The 14810-nt window shown below is 66.0% G+C and carries 16 protein-coding genes; 15 read left to right on the top strand and 1 reads right to left on the bottom strand.

The features are described 5' to 3' along the window. Nucleotides 1–62: 62 nt before the first annotated feature. On the top strand, nt 63–632 hold the full coding sequence (locus tag IZR01_RS02050) for an HNH endonuclease (protein WP_323746879.1): 570 nt from the start codon (nt 63–65) through the stop codon (nt 630–632). 117 nt (nt 633–749) lie between these two features. After that, a complete protein-coding gene (locus IZR01_RS02045; protein ID WP_194922661.1) occupies nt 750–2156 on the top strand; it encodes an IS1380 family transposase in 1407 nt (468 codons plus the stop codon). A 213-nt stretch (nt 2157–2369) separates the two neighbouring features. Here IZR01_RS02045 and IZR01_RS02040 read toward each other — a convergent pair whose 3' ends face one another. Then, a complete protein-coding gene (locus tag IZR01_RS02040) occupies nt 2370–2966 on the bottom strand; it encodes a hypothetical protein (RefSeq protein WP_194922660.1) in 597 nt (198 codons plus the stop codon). 237 nt (nt 2967–3203) lie between these two features. Here IZR01_RS02040 and IZR01_RS02035 point away from each other — a divergent pair, with 237 nt between their 5' ends. From IZR01_RS02035 to IZR01_RS01975, 13 genes are all read left to right on the top strand, one after another. Further along, nucleotides 3204–4010, top strand: a complete 807-nt coding sequence (locus IZR01_RS02035) for a GntR family transcriptional regulator (protein ID WP_194922659.1) — start codon at nt 3204–3206, stop codon at nt 4008–4010. Between the two features lie 87 nt (nt 4011–4097). Beyond that, complete coding sequence (locus tag IZR01_RS02030) at nt 4098–4688, top strand: hypothetical protein (protein ID WP_194922658.1); 591 nt, start codon at nt 4098–4100, stop codon at nt 4686–4688. Then, nucleotides 4685–5509: a hypothetical protein gene (locus tag IZR01_RS02025; RefSeq protein WP_194922657.1), complete on the top strand. Its 825-nt coding sequence runs from the start codon at nt 4685–4687 to the stop codon at nt 5507–5509. The genes IZR01_RS02030 and IZR01_RS02025 overlap by 4 nt, the downstream gene beginning before the upstream one ends. A 27-nt stretch (nt 5510–5536) precedes the next feature. Next, on the top strand, nt 5537–6259 hold the full coding sequence (locus tag IZR01_RS02020; RefSeq protein ID WP_194922656.1) for an SAF domain-containing protein: 723 nt from the start codon (nt 5537–5539) through the stop codon (nt 6257–6259). Further along, a complete protein-coding gene (locus tag IZR01_RS02015; protein WP_194922655.1) occupies nt 6256–7557 on the top strand; it encodes a TadA family conjugal transfer-associated ATPase in 1302 nt (433 codons plus the stop codon). Before IZR01_RS02020 ends, IZR01_RS02015 begins: the two co-directional genes overlap by 4 nt. 299 nt (nt 7558–7856) lie before the next feature. Then, complete coding sequence (locus IZR01_RS02010; protein ID WP_194922654.1) at nt 7857–8429, top strand: type II secretion system F family protein; 573 nt, start codon at nt 7857–7859, stop codon at nt 8427–8429. Beyond that, nucleotides 8429–9271, top strand: a complete 843-nt coding sequence (locus IZR01_RS02005; protein WP_194922653.1) for a type II secretion system F family protein — start codon at nt 8429–8431, stop codon at nt 9269–9271. Before IZR01_RS02010 ends, IZR01_RS02005 begins: the two co-directional genes overlap by 1 nt. Nucleotides 9272–9299: 28 nt before the next feature. Continuing rightward, the gene (locus IZR01_RS02000; protein WP_194922652.1) at nt 9300–9503 is read left to right on the top strand and encodes a hypothetical protein; all 204 of its coding nucleotides are present in this window, start codon (nt 9300–9302) and stop codon (nt 9501–9503) included. Next, nucleotides 9500–9886, top strand: a complete 387-nt coding sequence (locus IZR01_RS01995; RefSeq protein ID WP_323746878.1) for a TadE/TadG family type IV pilus assembly protein — start codon at nt 9500–9502, stop codon at nt 9884–9886. The genes IZR01_RS02000 and IZR01_RS01995 overlap by 4 nt, the downstream gene beginning before the upstream one ends. Before the next feature lie 34 nt (nt 9887–9920). Beyond that, a complete protein-coding gene (locus IZR01_RS01990; RefSeq protein WP_194922650.1) occupies nt 9921–10307 on the top strand; it encodes a TadE/TadG family type IV pilus assembly protein in 387 nt (128 codons plus the stop codon). Next, nucleotides 10304–10732: a pilus assembly protein TadG-related protein gene (locus IZR01_RS01985; protein ID WP_194922649.1), complete on the top strand. Its 429-nt coding sequence runs from the start codon at nt 10304–10306 to the stop codon at nt 10730–10732. Before IZR01_RS01990 ends, IZR01_RS01985 begins: the two co-directional genes overlap by 4 nt. Continuing rightward, nucleotides 10729–13476, top strand: coding sequence for an AfsR/SARP family transcriptional regulator (locus IZR01_RS01980; RefSeq protein ID WP_194922648.1), 2748 nt, complete (start codon nt 10729–10731; stop codon nt 13474–13476). The genes IZR01_RS01985 and IZR01_RS01980 overlap by 4 nt, the downstream gene beginning before the upstream one ends. 888 nt (nt 13477–14364) lie before the next feature. After that, nucleotides 14365–14810: helix-turn-helix domain-containing protein (locus IZR01_RS01975; RefSeq protein WP_194922647.1), on the top strand; the 446-nt coding region annotated here is incomplete at its 3' end.

The raw sequence follows: 14810 nt of genomic DNA, 5'->3' as shown, positions 1-14810 counted from the left end.
TCGCCAAGGTACTGAACTCCGGCAGTGGCAGTGTGATCCGTCCTGGCGAGGTTTCCAGTGAAATGACACACGATCACAGCGTCGGCACGTACCCTCGCTTCATGCCTGCAGAACGACCGGCTATTCCGGTAGAGCTTCGGCGTCGGCTTCTTGTTGAGGCGGGCCATCGCTGCGCGATTCCAACCTGTAGGCAGACACCCGTGGAATTCGAGCACATCGAGGAGTGGGCGAAGGTCCAGGAGCACAGCTTCGACAACATGATCGTTCTCTGTCCGACATGCCACGCGCGGAAAGGTGACAGACCGGGGCAGATTGATCGCAAGTCGCTACGGCAGTACAAAGCCAACCTTGCGACCGTCAACGGCCGGTATGGCGACCTAGAGCAACGGTTGATTTGGCTCTACGCGAATGCACTACGGCGGTACCCCGATGACATCGGTACGATGTTCAACCTGCCGCTTGGGAGCGCGATCCAGGTGCTGTTCCTGATCCAGGACGGCTTGCTCAAACAGGCGGATCCAGCGCCGAACGAGGCGTACTTATGGGTTCACTTCACGGAGGCGGGGCGAGATTTTGTCGAGCGATGGTCCAGTGCGCTGCCTCTCGATGAGGTGACCTTTGCGGAGGACTAGCCTGACTGCTTCACGAAGTGAGTCCGGATCTTGATACCGGAACGCAGAAATGCTCCCTGACCTGGGATGATCTGAGTTCTCTAGGCACAGATCGTCACAAGCGGGAGCACTTTCCAGGTGAAGACTACAACGTCGCGTCCGAGGCTGTCCGTCACGTCCGATGGGCGAGGCGTGGTCTCCCACGTCGGGGCCCGGTTGCTGGCCGATCTGGCCCAGGCCACCGGGCTGACCGGAGCGTTCGGTGACGCGTTGGCCGGGTCCAGGACACGTGGTGGCGGGCATGACCCGGGCCAGGTGGCCGCTGATCTGGCGGTGATGCTCGCCGATGGCGGCGAGGCGATCAGCGACCTGGCCGTGCTGCGGGATCAGAGCGAGTTGTTCGGGCCGGTCGCATCGCCGGCCACGGCGTGGCGGGTGCTGGATCGGATCGATGAGACGACGTTGTCCCGGCTGCGAGCAGCACGCGCGATAGCGCGGGAGATCGCCTGGGCCCAGCATGCTGAGACCCGTGATGCCTTTCCGCAGGCCAAGGCCGCCGGACGAGTGATACCCGGGCTGGTGGTGGACATCGACGCGACCATCGTGATCTGTCACTCGGAGAAGGAGAACGCCACACCGACCTGGAAGAAGACCTTCGGATACCACCCGATCCTGGCGTTCCTGGACAACACCAACGAGGCACTGGCCGGAATCCTGCGTCCGGGACGGGCCGGCTCGAACACCGCAGCCGACCACATCACCGTGCTCGACCAGGCCCTCGCGCAGATCCCCGACGCGCACCGGCACGGGGTTCCGCTGCTGGTCCGCACCGACACCGCCGGCTGCACCAAGGCGTTCTTGGCACACATCAGAGCACTGCGCGACACCGGGTGCGACGTGCGGTTCTCCGTGGGCGCACCCATCGACGCCGAGGTCCGCGACGCGATCAGCACGCTGCCGACCTCCGCATGGTCAGCCGCGATCGACGCCGACGACGAGATCCGAGACTGCGCACAGGTCGCCGACTTGACCGGGCTCCTTGATGGATCCGGCTTCCCCGACGGCACGAGGTTCATCGTCCGCCGCGAACGCCCGCACCCCGGCGCCCAGCTCGACCTGTTCGACACCGTCGAGGGCTTCCGCCACCAACTCATCGCCACCGACAGCCCCGCCGGCAGCGGACCGCTGGCGTTCATCGACGCCCGACACCGCGCCCACGCCCGCGTCGAAGACCGCATCCGCACCGGCAAAGACACCGGCTTCGGCCGCTTCCCCTCCCGCCAGGGAAGCATCAACGCCGCCTGGCTGGAACTCGCCCTGACCGGCATCGACCTACTGGCCTGGATGCAGGCCCTGCTGCTGGACGGCGTGCTGGCCAAGGCCGAACCCAAGACGCTGCGCTACCGGCTGCTGCACACCGCCGCGAAGATCACCCGCGGCGGCCGCCGGACCTGGCTACGGATCGCCGAGCACTGGCCCTGGGCCCGCGACCTGGCCACCGCCTTCACCCGCTTGGCCGCGCTGCCCCGACCCCAGACCTGCTGATCGACCGTCACACCCCACTCGACCACGCCCCGAGGAACCCCAGGAGCACCCGGTCACCGCGCCGGGCCATCACCATGCCCTCGTGCCAACGGCGAACCGCAATCATCAGCCCACTGATTCAACAGACCAGCTCAGAAGCTTCGTGAAAGACGGAGGCTAGTCGCTTGTCTGTCTGTAGCGACCCGTGATCTTGCGGGCCGTACCTAACCCGGGCTACGTCCACCTAGCAGGGTGTTGGTCCGGAATCCACTGAGGCCGGTTGACATCGCTGAGGTTGGGCGGCTCCACGTGGGCCGGAACCTCCTCCCCGCGAACTACAGCCTGCAGCGACAGGTCCAGGTAGCGGCCGTAGGCGTTCACGTCTGGACTAACTTGTTGGTCCTTCAATACGGCAAAGGTGGCCTGGCCCAAGAGCAGGAAGAAGGCCTCCAGTCGGCTGCGTACTTCATCTGGGAGTAGATAGGCGTCGTGGCGGATGACTTCCTGCACTGTGGAGTGAGCGGCCAACGCCATCTCGATGGTGCGTTCAGCGCTGGTGGCGTCCCTGCTTCCTGCTTGCCGCTGTTTGTCGGCGGTGGGGATGTTGTACATCCGGACTAATGCATCGGCGACGATAGTTCTAATGCCTCGCGCAGCGCTCCGGGCGAGTTCGGTTTTTCGTTCGGTCTCGTCGGCGAGGCGTTGTGCCTCTGCGAGGTTCCGTGCGTCACTTCCGGCCTTGACGGCTGCCTTCCACGCCGTATAGCCACCAGCACCAGCGCCGACAAGTCCAGAAAAGGTGGGGATGACGATGCTTGGCCAGTCAGTCACTGGAGCAGTATGAGGCCTGCGGACTAAGGACACGAGCACTCCACGCGGCAGTTCGCGCATCATGCGGAGCATCTGAGCCGTATCGGAATCGATACATGCTGCGCGCGTCTCGGCGCGCGACTGGCGAACGTCGGGAGCGTTGACTCCGGTCCGGAGCGGGCGAGTGCTCGAAGCGGCGATCTGGCGCCGCGTACGCTGCGAACCAAACCTTTCGGGCAAGTAGGGCGAAGAGGATTGATGAGCGCAAGGGCTGATGTCGAGACGACGCTGCGCGGCTGGCTCGCAGATGGCACGTTGGTCCCCGATCAGCGGCTGCCGTCCGAGAACGATTTGATCGATCGGCTTGAGGCGAGTCGCAACACGATCCGCGTCGCACTCAAGAAGCTGATCGACGAGGGGCGGCTTCGATCGGAGCATGGGCGGGGGTACTACGTCTGCCGGCCGCGTCGTGCCGACCCCGGCGTTGCGCAGTGGAAGCGGCAAGCGTCGGTGCTGGTTGTCGAGGACCCTCGGTTCGATGTTGAGCGGGTTGAGCTGGCTTCGCAGGCAGGTCAGCAAGAGAACACGTATGTCCTCCGGTCTTTGACCGTCGTCGCGACTGCGGTACTGAGCGCCCCAGACCGCCTTTTGATGGTCTGGCGCTACCGGCCTGGTATCGGGACCGGGACTTGGGAGCTGCCAGGAGGACCGGTGGCTGCCGGAGAGGAGCCGGCAGTAGCGGCTGTGCGGCTCACAGAGGAGCAAACGGGCGTACAGGTGTCCGCGCTGCGCCATGTGCTCAGCTTTCAGCCTCTGCCGGAGATCGCCGACGCGCCACACGAGATCTTCGCCGGCCAGCATGGAGGGCTCAGGGTTGGCCGGTCAGGTGGCGATAGCGATCTGGCGGCGGAGTGGATCCCGTTTTCGGAGGTTCCCGACCTTGTCGCTAGCGGTCGGGCTATGGGTACGGCGACGCTGCTTGCCACGTTGGCGATCGCCGCCAGCACGAGCCCGGAGGTACAGCGTTCATTCAAATGGGTGAACTCCTTCCGCGCGCGACGTTGACCGCGTTCAAGCGTGCCAGTTCCTTGATATTCATGGCGTGGTCGAGGTGGCAGGACCTCGATTCATCTGTGAGTTTCGGAGCGGATCATGCGGTCAGCCGTGGTGCGGCAGTTGTATGCCGTCGTGCTGATCGCGTCGGTGGCGTCTGTGGCCGGCTGTGCGCACGGTGCGCATCATGACGCGTCGCCTCAGGCGAAAGTAGCCGCCACGCCAGCGCCTTCCGCCTCGGCAAGCACGATCGCGGCGGCGGATCCGGCCCAGGCTCAGCAGCAGGTTCTTCAGGCGTACTTCGGTCTCATGGGCGATTGGCAGTCGGCCGCCTTCAATCCGGCGGACCACGGGGCGGGGCTGTCGGCGCATGCCTCGGATCAGGCACTTTCGCTCATCGGCGGCGACATCACCAGGAGCCGACGCGACGGCATCGTGGCAAAGGGCAAGCTGAAGCTCGCCCCTACCGTGACGAGTCTTAGCCTCACAGCCACTCCTCCCGTCGCGCAGGTCGACGACTGCGCGGACACATCTGACTACCTGGTCTACAAGGCAGCAGACGGATCGCCAGTGAGCACCAGCAGTGGTAAGCCAGGAGGACAGCAACACGTCCTCGCCCACGTGCACGAGGTCGGTGGCGTCTGGCGAGTTTACGATCTTCACATCTATCAGGTCGGTTCGTGCCGATGAGCGGCGCAGCGCTCCTGATGGTTGCTGTAGCGCTCGGAGGAGTGAGGTCCGAAGACGGCGCGCAGAACAGTTATTGGGGCGGGGTCAGCGAGTCGGGACAGACCGTCGATGTGGCGGCTCAGCAGGCAAAGACTGCGGCGCCGACTGCCGCTTCGAAGGCCAACGCGCCAACGTACGCGTGCTCGGAGGAGCCTGACCCCTCCGTCGTCGGCTCGCCAGGTCCGGCTGGCGCGACCGCCGGCGCCTGGTACCGATTGCGGTGCACTAGCGATGCCGGCAGCCTGAATACGGCGCAGATCCCGAAGACCGACCTTGAGGTTTGGGTTCCGGTGTCGAAGCCGGTCGACTTGGCACAGAAGGCGGCCAAACAGATTCGGCTCACCGCGCCGGTCTTGAACATGAGCCCGTGGGTTGATGGGCCGCAGTGGGTGAACTTCCCCATGTTCCTGTGGACCGACGTGGAGGCCTGGCACCCGCTATCGGCGACCGCGAGCGTGCCGGGTCTCCAGGTGTCGGCGACGGCCACGCCAGAGGACGTGATCTGGGACATGGGCGACGGAGGCACCGTGAGCTGCGCCGGGCCTGGAACGCCGTTCACTGATTCAACGCCGGCAGCCGCTTCGTCTCCAACCTGTGGATATCTCTACAAGCGCGCATCGGACGCTGAGCCGGGCGGGACGTTCACCGTTCGAGGCACGGAGACGTGGCGTGTGACCTGGGTCGGAGGCGGGCAGAGGGGAACGCTCCCGGATCTGTCTGCAACGTCGTCGATAGCGGTCCGTGTGGCCGAGTCACAAGCCCTTGTCACGTCAGTTCACTGACGTCGTTCATTCTCTCTCGCACGTCTCGTGGGGTTTCTCTTGTCCAAATTCGCGTTTCCCACCCAAGGCACGACTCGTCGCACATCCTCGCCAGCCGGCACCGATACCGACGAGGGCGGCCCAACGACGCGTGTTCGCCTCGCCGATCGGATTCGGATTCCGTACGCCGTTGCCTCGGTCGCGCTGGTCGTCACCGGCGCTGTGACCTTCACCGTGGCGTCGTGGCAGATCAGCGGCCGGGCCCCGGTTCTCAGCCTTGCGCAGCCGATCGCGGCCGGTCAGGTCATCACAGAGAACGACGTGCAGATCGTGAACGTCGGTGCGGCGTCGGAACTCGGTCTTGTGCCGTCGATCGACGAGTCGAAGGTCATCGGCCACGTCGCCGCGATGCCGCTGGCTGCCGGGACACTGCTGACGACCCGCATGGTCGGGACGGCTGATTTTCCGCCGGCGGGCGAGGCCGTAGTGGGGGTGGGCTTGAAGTCCGGGACCTTTCCGCCGCGCCTCGGCGTCGGTGACCACGTGAACGTGTGGCCGGGACCGGAGCTGGCTGCGGTATCGCCCACCTCCTCTACGGCGCTGGCGACGCCGTTGGCGGCTGACGCGGTGGTCACGTCCATCGGAGCTTCTGACTCTCTTGGAACTACGGTGACCACGCTGCTCGTCGATGCCCAAGCAGCGCCGAAGATCGCGCAGGCGCCGTCGCTATCGGTCGTCGAGGTGTCCCCGAACTCGGCGGGCCAGTCGTGACGACATCGCTTGGGACGGTCGCCGAGGTGACTGCTGTGGTTGCTCGTCGGCTCTCGCTTACGGTGCGCGCTGAGCAGGACCGCACCGGTGCAGCCGTTCCTTCCGCCCGACGTCGCGAGCTGGCGGAGGAGCTGATCGCGGCGGAGGTTCGGATCCGGCTGTCGGCGGTGCGGCAGTCGAGTGTGCCGGGTCTCGCTGATGAGGCCGCAGCGCTGGAGAAGTCCGTCACGGACGCCCTATGCGCGATAGGCGGTCTTCAGCCCTACCTCGACATGCCGGACGTCGAGAACGTCAACGCCACTGGCCACGACCAAATCTTTCTCCGGTTTGCCGACGGCCGGAGGGAGCGTGGTGCCACACCGATCGCCGACAGCGACGCTGACCTGATCGATCTGATCCGTACGGCTGCGGCGCGGGTGGGCCACGAGGAACGGCGCTTCGACCGGGGCGCCCCGATGCTGTCGCTCCAGCTCTCCGACGGATCGCGGCTCTTCGCGGTGATGGCGGTGACGAAGCGACCCAGCATCAGCGTCCGCAGGCATCGCTACCCGAAGGCGACTCTGTCGGACCTGATTGCGCTCGGCACCGTGGACACCGGCTTGGCGGCGTTCCTCTCGGCAGCCGTGCGCGCAAAGCTCAATATCCTGATTGCTGGCGGCACTGGTGCGGGCAAGACCACCATGCTCCGCGCTCTGGCCGCCGAGATGGACCCCGCCGAACGTCTCGTCACCATCGAAGACGCGCTCGAACTCGGCCTCGACACCGACCCGGTCCGGCACTGGGACGTCGTTCCCATGCAGGCCCGTGAGGCGAACTCCGAAGGCCGTGGCGCGATCTCCCAAGCCGAACTCGTCCGCGCCGGACTGCGCATGTCGCCGGACCGCGTCATCGTCGGTGAGATCCGCGGGGCCGAGGTCATCCCCATGTGCAACGCGATGTCCCAGGGCAACGACGGCTCCATGGCGACACTGCACGCCTCGACGTCGATGGGCGTCTTCGCCAAGCTCGCTGCCTACGCGGCGCAGTCACCGGAGCGGCTTGATCTACCCTCGACCAACTTGCTCGTGGCGAACGCGCTGCATTTGGTGGTGCAACTGGACCAGACACCAGAGGGCACGCGCGTGGTGTCGTCGGTCCGAGAGATCACCGGTGCTGACGGCGTGATGGTGGTCTCGAACGAGGTCTTCAGCCCCGGACCGGATCGTCGCGCGGTTCCGGCTACCCGGCCGTCAGATGCGCGTCTTGCGCAATTGGAGATGGCTGGGTTCGAGCCAGCGACGTTCCGGAGGCCCCGGTGAGTATCGGCGCGATCGGGGCTTTAAGCGGGGCAGCGGTCGGCCTGGGCCTGGCGTGCGGAATCGCGGCATTCCGAGCAGGGCCCGCACCACGTCGTTCCAAGCTGGCCCGGCGGCTTTCTCCCGCCAAGCTGAAAGGGGACTCCCGGAAGCTGGTCGGCTGTATTGGCGCTGGCGTGGCCGTGGGCTTGATCACCGGATGGCCGGTGGCGGCTTTGGCTGGTGCAGTCGCGACGTGGTGGCTTCCTGCTCTTCTGGGCCCGGACCGGTCCACGGCCCGGGAACTCGCTCGCACTGAAGCCGTGGCGACGTTTACCGAGATGCTGCGCGACACCCTGTCCGCCGCCTCTGGAGTTGAGCAGTCCGTTCGCTCAGCCTGCGCTGCTGCGCCAGAGGCGATCGCTGTTGAGGCACGTGGGTTGGCCCGCCGGATCGAGGACCAGCAAGACCTCGCTGCTGCGCTCACGTCCTTCGCCGACGAGCTGCGGGACCCGACGGCGGACATCGTCGTGGTCTGTCTGGTCCACGCCATCCGGAACAGCGCGCGAGATCTGGCCGGGCTGCTCGGCTCGTTGGCCGCGACGGCTCGGACGCACGCAGCGCAGCGCAAGCGAGCACAGGCCGCGCGGGTGCAGGTCCGTACGAGCGTCCGCATCGTCACCGGCGTGACAGCCGGCATGCTGGCCGCGCTGTTCGTCCTGGACCGATCCTTCCTTTCCCCGTACGGATCGGCGAACGGACAGTTCGTTCTCGCCGCTGGCCTCGCCTTCTTCTCCGCTGGCTACGCCTGGCTCTGGCGCATGGCCAAACCGCGGGCCAGGAAACGCCTGCTCACCCGCATGGACCAGGTACAGGAGCCCTCATCGTGGTGGTGATGTTGGCCGGCGCGCTGGTCGGTGCAGGCCTGATGCTCGGGTGGCTGGCGTTCCGGCAGCCGGCCGCGGCCCCGGTGTCGCACGAGTTCGCCGACGATGCCGAGTATGCAGACAGCGAATGGCTCGCCCGCCTGGGCCGGCCGCTCGCCCGGAAGCTGATCGTTTTAGGGCTGCCGCGCGCGTCGATCCGGCGGGACCTGACAGTCCTGGACCGCGTTCCTGAAGTCCATCTTGCGGCGCAGGCAGCGGCCACCCTCGTAGGCCTTCTACTGGCGTGGCTGCTTCAGTCGGTACTCGGCTTCTCACTGCCGTATACCGGTGCCCTGTCGATCACTGCCGCCGGGTTCTTCTGGTACCTCGTCGATGCGGAGGTCAAGACCAAGGCGGCCGAGGCCCGCGCTGACGCCCTCGCCGACTTGTCCGTGTTCCTAGACGTCACCGTCAACGCGCTCGCGGCGGGTACTGGCGTAGAGCAGGCCCTCGGCGGGGCATCGGAGATCGGCGACTCTCCGGCGTTCGAGCGTCTTCGACACGCGCTCGACGTTGCCTTTCTCTCCCGCCTGCCGATTCACCAGGTCTTCGCCGAGCTGGGCACAGTGCTCGGCCTGACGGAGATAACCGACTTGGCCGCTTCACTCCGATTGGCCGGCTCAGAGGGCGCAAAGATCCGCGCATCTCTCTCAGCGAAGTCCGAGGCGATCCGTTCCAAGATCCTCGCCGACGAGGAGGCCGAGGCGGCGGCTACGACCGAGCGCATGACCGTTCCGATCGCCCTGCTGATGACCGGCTTCCTGGTCCTGATCGGCTATCCGGCCATGGCCAGCGCTCTATCAGCGCTGTGACCAGCACACATAATCACGGGAGAAACGCATGATCACAAAGGTTCGCAGTCTGGTCGACACGGTCCGGGGCCGCTTGGTCATGATCGCTCATGAGGATCGCGGCAGCTCGGCCGCTGAGATGGCCGTTGTCACCGGGATCCTCATCGCCATCGCGATCCTCGTCGGCAAGGTCTTCGGGACCGCGATCGTCGCTGAAGCCAACAAGGTCGCAGAGCAGATCACGAGTCAGTGAAACCGCGCTGGCGAAACGACAGAGGATCGGCGGCGGCCGAGATGACGCTCATGACGCCGCTGCTGGTCCTACTCGTCGTGGGCGTAGTCCAGTTCGGTGTATGGCTGCACGCCACGCACACGGCGCAGGCCGTCGCCGCGCAGGCACTTCAGACCGCCCGCGTGAGCGACGGAAGCGCAGCCTCCGGACGCAGGCAGGCAGAAGCGCTCCTGAACACCGCCGGCCGCGGCCTGGTCCTCCACCCGAGCGTGGACGTCGTCCGCGACGCGCAACGCGCCCGGGTGACGATCCACGGCCAAGCCCAGCGGGTACTGCCGTTCCTGGATCTACCGGTGAACGCCTCGGCCGCCGGGCCGGTCGAGCGTCTGACGACGGCAGGCTGACGTGCGGCGATCCTGGCGTTCCGATGAAGGCAGCGTGACCGCCCAGACCGTGTTCGCGGTGCCACTGCTGATCACCGTGCTCATGTTCGTGGTGGTCTGCGGACGGCTCGTCGAGACCCGGCTCCGCGTCGACTCCGCCGCAGAGGACGCGGCCCGGGCGGCGTCGTTGGCCCGGTCATCGCAGGACGCGCAAAAGGCGGCGCGTAGTGCGGTTGCCGGGGACCTCGGGGGCCGCGGGTCGAGCTGTAGCGCCTACACAGTGAGCGTTGACACGACGGACTTCCGGCCGGGTGGCGGAGTCCGCGTGTCCGTACGGTGCGAGGCCTCGATGAGCGGCCTCAGCGGGCTTGGTCTGCCGGGAGCCGTTGGCGTCACGTCTCACGCGGCGAGTCCGATTGATCTCTACCGGGGGACCACATGATCGACCTGCGCCGTGATGACGGCAGCGCGACGGCGTTCACCGTCGTCATCGTTCCGGCACTGCTCATGGTCGCCGGACTCGTCTTGGACCTCGGCTTAGCCATGAATGCACGGGTCCGTGCGCTTGCCGTGGCGGAGGAGGCGGCTCGGGCGGGTGCTGGCGCTCTCGATCCTGTTCAGCTCCGACACGGTGACCGTCCAACGTTGGACCCGGTTCGCGCCCAAGCAGCCGCACGTTCGTACCTCGCCGGAGTCGGCGAAAGCGGGACCGTCAACGCCACAACGGGTCTGGTGACGGTCACCGTCAGGCTTCATCAGCGCGCCGAATTGCTGCGACTGATCGGCATCAGCGGCTTCAACATCGCCGGGACCGCCACTGCGATTCCGGCCACGTCGATCGTGAACCTCAACGGGAGCACTCCGTGACCACGAACCGACTTCTCCGGTCTGCTGCTGCGGGTGCTGCCTTGTCCGGCGGCGTCCTCGGCCTGCCGTACTTACTGCGCACGTACCTGGGAAACCCGATTCCGGCCACCGTGCCGTCCCCCGCGCGGATGGTGTGGTGGCTGCGGAGCGGGCAGTTTGACGACCACGCCGCTGTATCCGTCCTGGCCTACGTGCTGTGGTCATGCTGGGCGATCTTCGCGGTCCAGGTCGTAGCGCAACTACCGGGCGCGGTTCGGGATGCCTTACGTGCGCGACACGACGGCCAGCTGCCGATCAACCGCACGCGGAGCTTCATCGGCGGCGGCATGGTTCAAGCGCTCCTGATGGCGCTGCTGGTGACGCTATGTGTCCCGCGCAGTGCGCTGGCTGCGACGTCCTCCGGGCCCGTCGATGGCCCAGGGCCGATGAGTGCCCGCCCTGCGGCGGTCGGGGTGCCGGTACCGGGCGTCGATCTCGGCACAGATGAACGGCCCTCAGCGCCACTTCATGTTGTTGCCCATGGTGACAGCCTGTGGAATATCGCGGCGGCCTATCTCGGGGACCCGAACCGGTGGCCGGAGATCTACGAGCAGAACGTCGGCGTTCCACAGCCTGATGGCCAGGTGCTCACGAATCCCGATGTCATCCTGCCAGGCTGGAAGCTCATGATGCCGATGGTTGCCGCGCCGGCCGGGCAGAGTCCAGCACAGGCCCCGAGCGGTGTAGCCAGGACCCACGACGTCATCTCCGATGGTTCCGAGGCCGCTTCCCCCGCCGCCCTGGAAGGGGCGACCAGGCCGCTGCGGCCAGCCGCTGAAGCCGTACGTGTGCGGCCGCACACGGTTTCGGAGCGCGCGCAGACCGCACCGCGCGATCGCGTAGCAATCAGCCTTGGGGCAGATGGCTATGTGGGCATCGGGCTCGCAGCCGGCATCGCGGCGGCGCTGGCAGCCGGCCGACTGCGGCGCCGGTCTCGACCGCGCGCACAGTTCCCGGTTCCCCTTGACGACGATCCGGTCGACCGCGCAGCTGACGTTCCTGTCCAACTGAAGCGGGCGCACCTACTGACCCTCGCCCCGCCGGACGTCGGCTACGTCCAGGACGAAGACGACCCGTATCTCACTGAGTGGGTCGAGACGGAACCCCTTCTCCAGCCCGATCGGGCGGTGGACGGCTACGGCCTTCCGATTTTGAAGGCGTCGGCCGGGCAGGACGTAGCCAAGACACGCAAGGCGCTGGAGGCGCCGACCGGCCTGGCGTGGGGCACCGACCCCGACGGTGATCCGGTGCAGCTCGCGGTCACTGACACTGCCGGCCAAGGGGCGTCGTTGGAGGGAGACGGTGCCGAGGCCGCGTTACGGGCTCTCATCGTGGCAGCCTCGGCTGCGGAGGGGGTCCCGGACTGCGGTACAGCGACCCGCGTCGTCATCACAGCGGCTGTTGCCGAGCGCGTCTTCGGCACCGCGGAACTCCTCGCTGTGCCGCACGTGGAGGTCAAATCAGAGCTCTCCGACGCCCTGGACGAAGTCGAGGACGAGATCAGCGAGCGGCGCATTCTGCTTCGATCCCTCGGGTTACGCAACGCGACGGACGTCCGACGTTTCAAGCCCGACCACCTGATGCAGCCGCTCTTACTCGTCACGTTGCCGCCAGACGGCCCCGACGATGTCCGTCTGACTGACGTCATCGAGGCCGGCCACGCGCTCGATATCGACGCCACGGTGCTGGGCCCGGCGTCCGGAGCATCCGCGGTACGGCTGGAGACAGACGGCATGACCCACGCCGAGGGCTCCGCGTCGAGCATCGACGGCACCCGTGCGTTTCACATGTCGATTGCTGCTGCTCAGGAGGCCCTCGGCGTGCTCTACCAGGCCACGCCAGCGGCCCAGGCACAGGCAGGGGAAGCCGACGTCCAGCAGCATGCCGTGCCGTCTCAGCGAGCCGCAGCCGAAATGCGGGTCGCGGAGCCCCCGCGACTCCCGGAACAAGCGGTGCGCATCGAGGTCTTCGATGGTCTCGGAGTGGTGGTCAACGGCTGCGACATCAGCGGTCGATTTCGCCCGCGGCTGCGGACGCTGCTGTCCTACCTCGCAGTGAACCCAGCCGGCGCCCCTCGCGAATACCTGCTCCAGGAGGTCTTCGCCCTGGAGGTCACTACCAAGACCCGGCACAAGTTCTCCACCGAGCTGTCCGAGATCCGCCGCGCTCTACGCGCGGTCGCGCCAGAGCTTGCCGACGCGACGTTCATCGACGACGACCCGCGTACTCAGCGCCTTCGATTCGAGGCATCGACTATCACCACTGACCTTGACCTCTTCACACAGTCGCTCGCGGCAGCGAACAAGGCGGAGCCGGCCGCGCAGGTCGATCACCTCACCGAGGCAGTCCGCCTCTACAAGGGCCCTGTCCTCCCGCTCATCGATGCGGACTGGGCCGAACCCGTCCGCGAACAACAGCGACGCCGCGCCTTGGACGCCTACCACCGGTTGGCACGGCTCGTAGAGCCCTCAGACGCCGCCTACGCGATCCACCTGCTTGAGAACGCTATCGACGTGGATCGCTACAACATCGAGACGTACCAGAGCCTCATGAAGGCGCAGGCTGCGGTGGGCGACGCCATGGCCGTCCGGCGTACGTTTGAGCTTCTAGGCGTCCACATGGAGGACCTAGGGGAGAGCGTTGACAGCGGGACGCGAGAGGTTTTCGAGTTCAGCTTGAGCTCTGCGAGCATTTATCCACGCTGAGCGTTGACATTTAATCTAAGCGCTACGCCGGAGAATGCGAATCCGTGTCAGATACTTCCGTGTGTGGTTCTTGTCTAACGTCTACCAGGCAGCGGAAGAACTCCCAATTGGGATCAAGCTCGAGGTAGTGCGGCGCGAGCCATCGAGGATTGCGGAGGTGGGGCTCGTACATGGCGTGGCTGTATCCCAAGAGGTGCGAGGCATAGAGGAAGATTCCAGGGTGGTCCAATCGCGCCCGTAGCAGTGGGATGTGCGGGGAGAAGTCTGGGTCGTACCACTCAAGCCCCAGGTGTTCGCCGAGGCGATCGAGGTCGCGTGCGCTGGGACCTTCGATGAACGCCAGCCATTCGTTGGAGCCCTCGGGCCATCCGAACAACTGACACATTGTGTTTCGTACGCACCATCCGTCTCCGGCACCAATCAATTCAAGAAAGTTCTTGGTGGGGGTGGAGGTCCAAGTGAAGCCCTCCATCGTCGGTGTTGATTTCTTATCAGGCACTCGTCCTCCGCCTGGTCTCAAGCTCCAGGATAAGGATACGCATGCCTTCTGGCGCGTTCGGTGTGAAGTAGCATTTAATCCTGACGCCAGGGCTTTTGCGTTTGCGGCGTATGGCCGACTTCTGGGGACCGATTCGTCCGGTGCTGGGACGTTTACCTCGATCGGGTGTAGCCGTCGGCCAAGGTGTCGGCGGTGCCGTGGCTAGCCGGGGTGACGTGAGCGGTGACGTGACTGCGTGGACGCGATTCGGAGCGTCGCACTGGTCCGTCCGTGTGGCTCACTTGAATCTCCGTGAGCTGCGAGGCTACGGTGGGTAGTGACAAAACAAGACAAAGACCCCGGCGGTGCGCTAACACCCCGGGGCGTGGCACTAGGAGTTTGGGCTCCCGATGCGTGTACATGGTACCCGGCAAACCGGGTTCTTTACGAAGCTTCCGAACACGACGGCGCGTGATCATCAGCTGTCGTTCGCGGCGCGTGGCCTGCTGGCCTATTTGCTTTCGCTCCCCGATGGCGCCCGCGAGGATGTCAAGACCCTGGCGAACAAGTCTGTCGAGGGGCGTGGCACCATCACCCGCGCGCTGAACGAGTTGGAGTCCTGCGGCTACATGACTCGGGCGAAGACCCGGGATGAGGACGGCCGCATTCGTACCCAGGTTGAGATCTTCGCCGACCGAGCAGGGGCGTCAGTCCCGGTGAAACCGGCGACCGTCTCACCGGGAACCGGTACGCCAGGTGGCGGGAAGTCGGGAATCAAAACCGAAGAGGCTGGGGTAGAAGATTCCCTCCCTCCCCGGGCCCGGCCGGCGGAGCCAGTCGCCGAGTCCCCGACGCC

The organism is Catenulispora pinisilvae (genome assembly GCF_015356865.1).
GTDB classification, from domain to species: domain Bacteria; phylum Actinomycetota; class Actinomycetes; order Streptomycetales; family Catenulisporaceae; genus Catenulispora; species Catenulispora pinisilvae.
The sequence above is the reverse complement of the archived record's forward strand: the minus strand, read 5'-3'. Positions and strand labels throughout refer to the sequence as shown.

Excerpts from the sequence above, each read along its gene's own strand:
- IZR01_RS02000 (WP_194922652.1), top strand. The coding sequence starts at position 9,300 with ATGATCACAAAGGTTCGCAGTCTGGTCGACACGGTCCGGGGCCGCTTG.
- IZR01_RS02050 (WP_323746879.1), top strand. The coding sequence starts at position 63 with ATGACACACGATCACAGCGTCGGCACGTACCCTCGCTTCATGCCTGCA.
- IZR01_RS01985 (WP_194922649.1), top strand. The coding sequence starts at position 10,304 with ATGATCGACCTGCGCCGTGATGACGGCAGCGCGACGGCGTTCACCGTC.
- IZR01_RS02030 (WP_194922658.1), top strand. The coding sequence starts at position 4,098 with ATGCGGTCAGCCGTGGTGCGGCAGTTGTATGCCGTCGTGCTGATCGCG.
- IZR01_RS02005 (WP_194922653.1), top strand. The coding sequence starts at position 8,429 with ATGTTGGCCGGCGCGCTGGTCGGTGCAGGCCTGATGCTCGGGTGGCTG.
- IZR01_RS02025 (WP_194922657.1), top strand. The coding sequence starts at position 4,685 with ATGAGCGGCGCAGCGCTCCTGATGGTTGCTGTAGCGCTCGGAGGAGTG.
- IZR01_RS02035 (WP_194922659.1), top strand. The coding sequence starts at position 3,204 with ATGAGCGCAAGGGCTGATGTCGAGACGACGCTGCGCGGCTGGCTCGCA.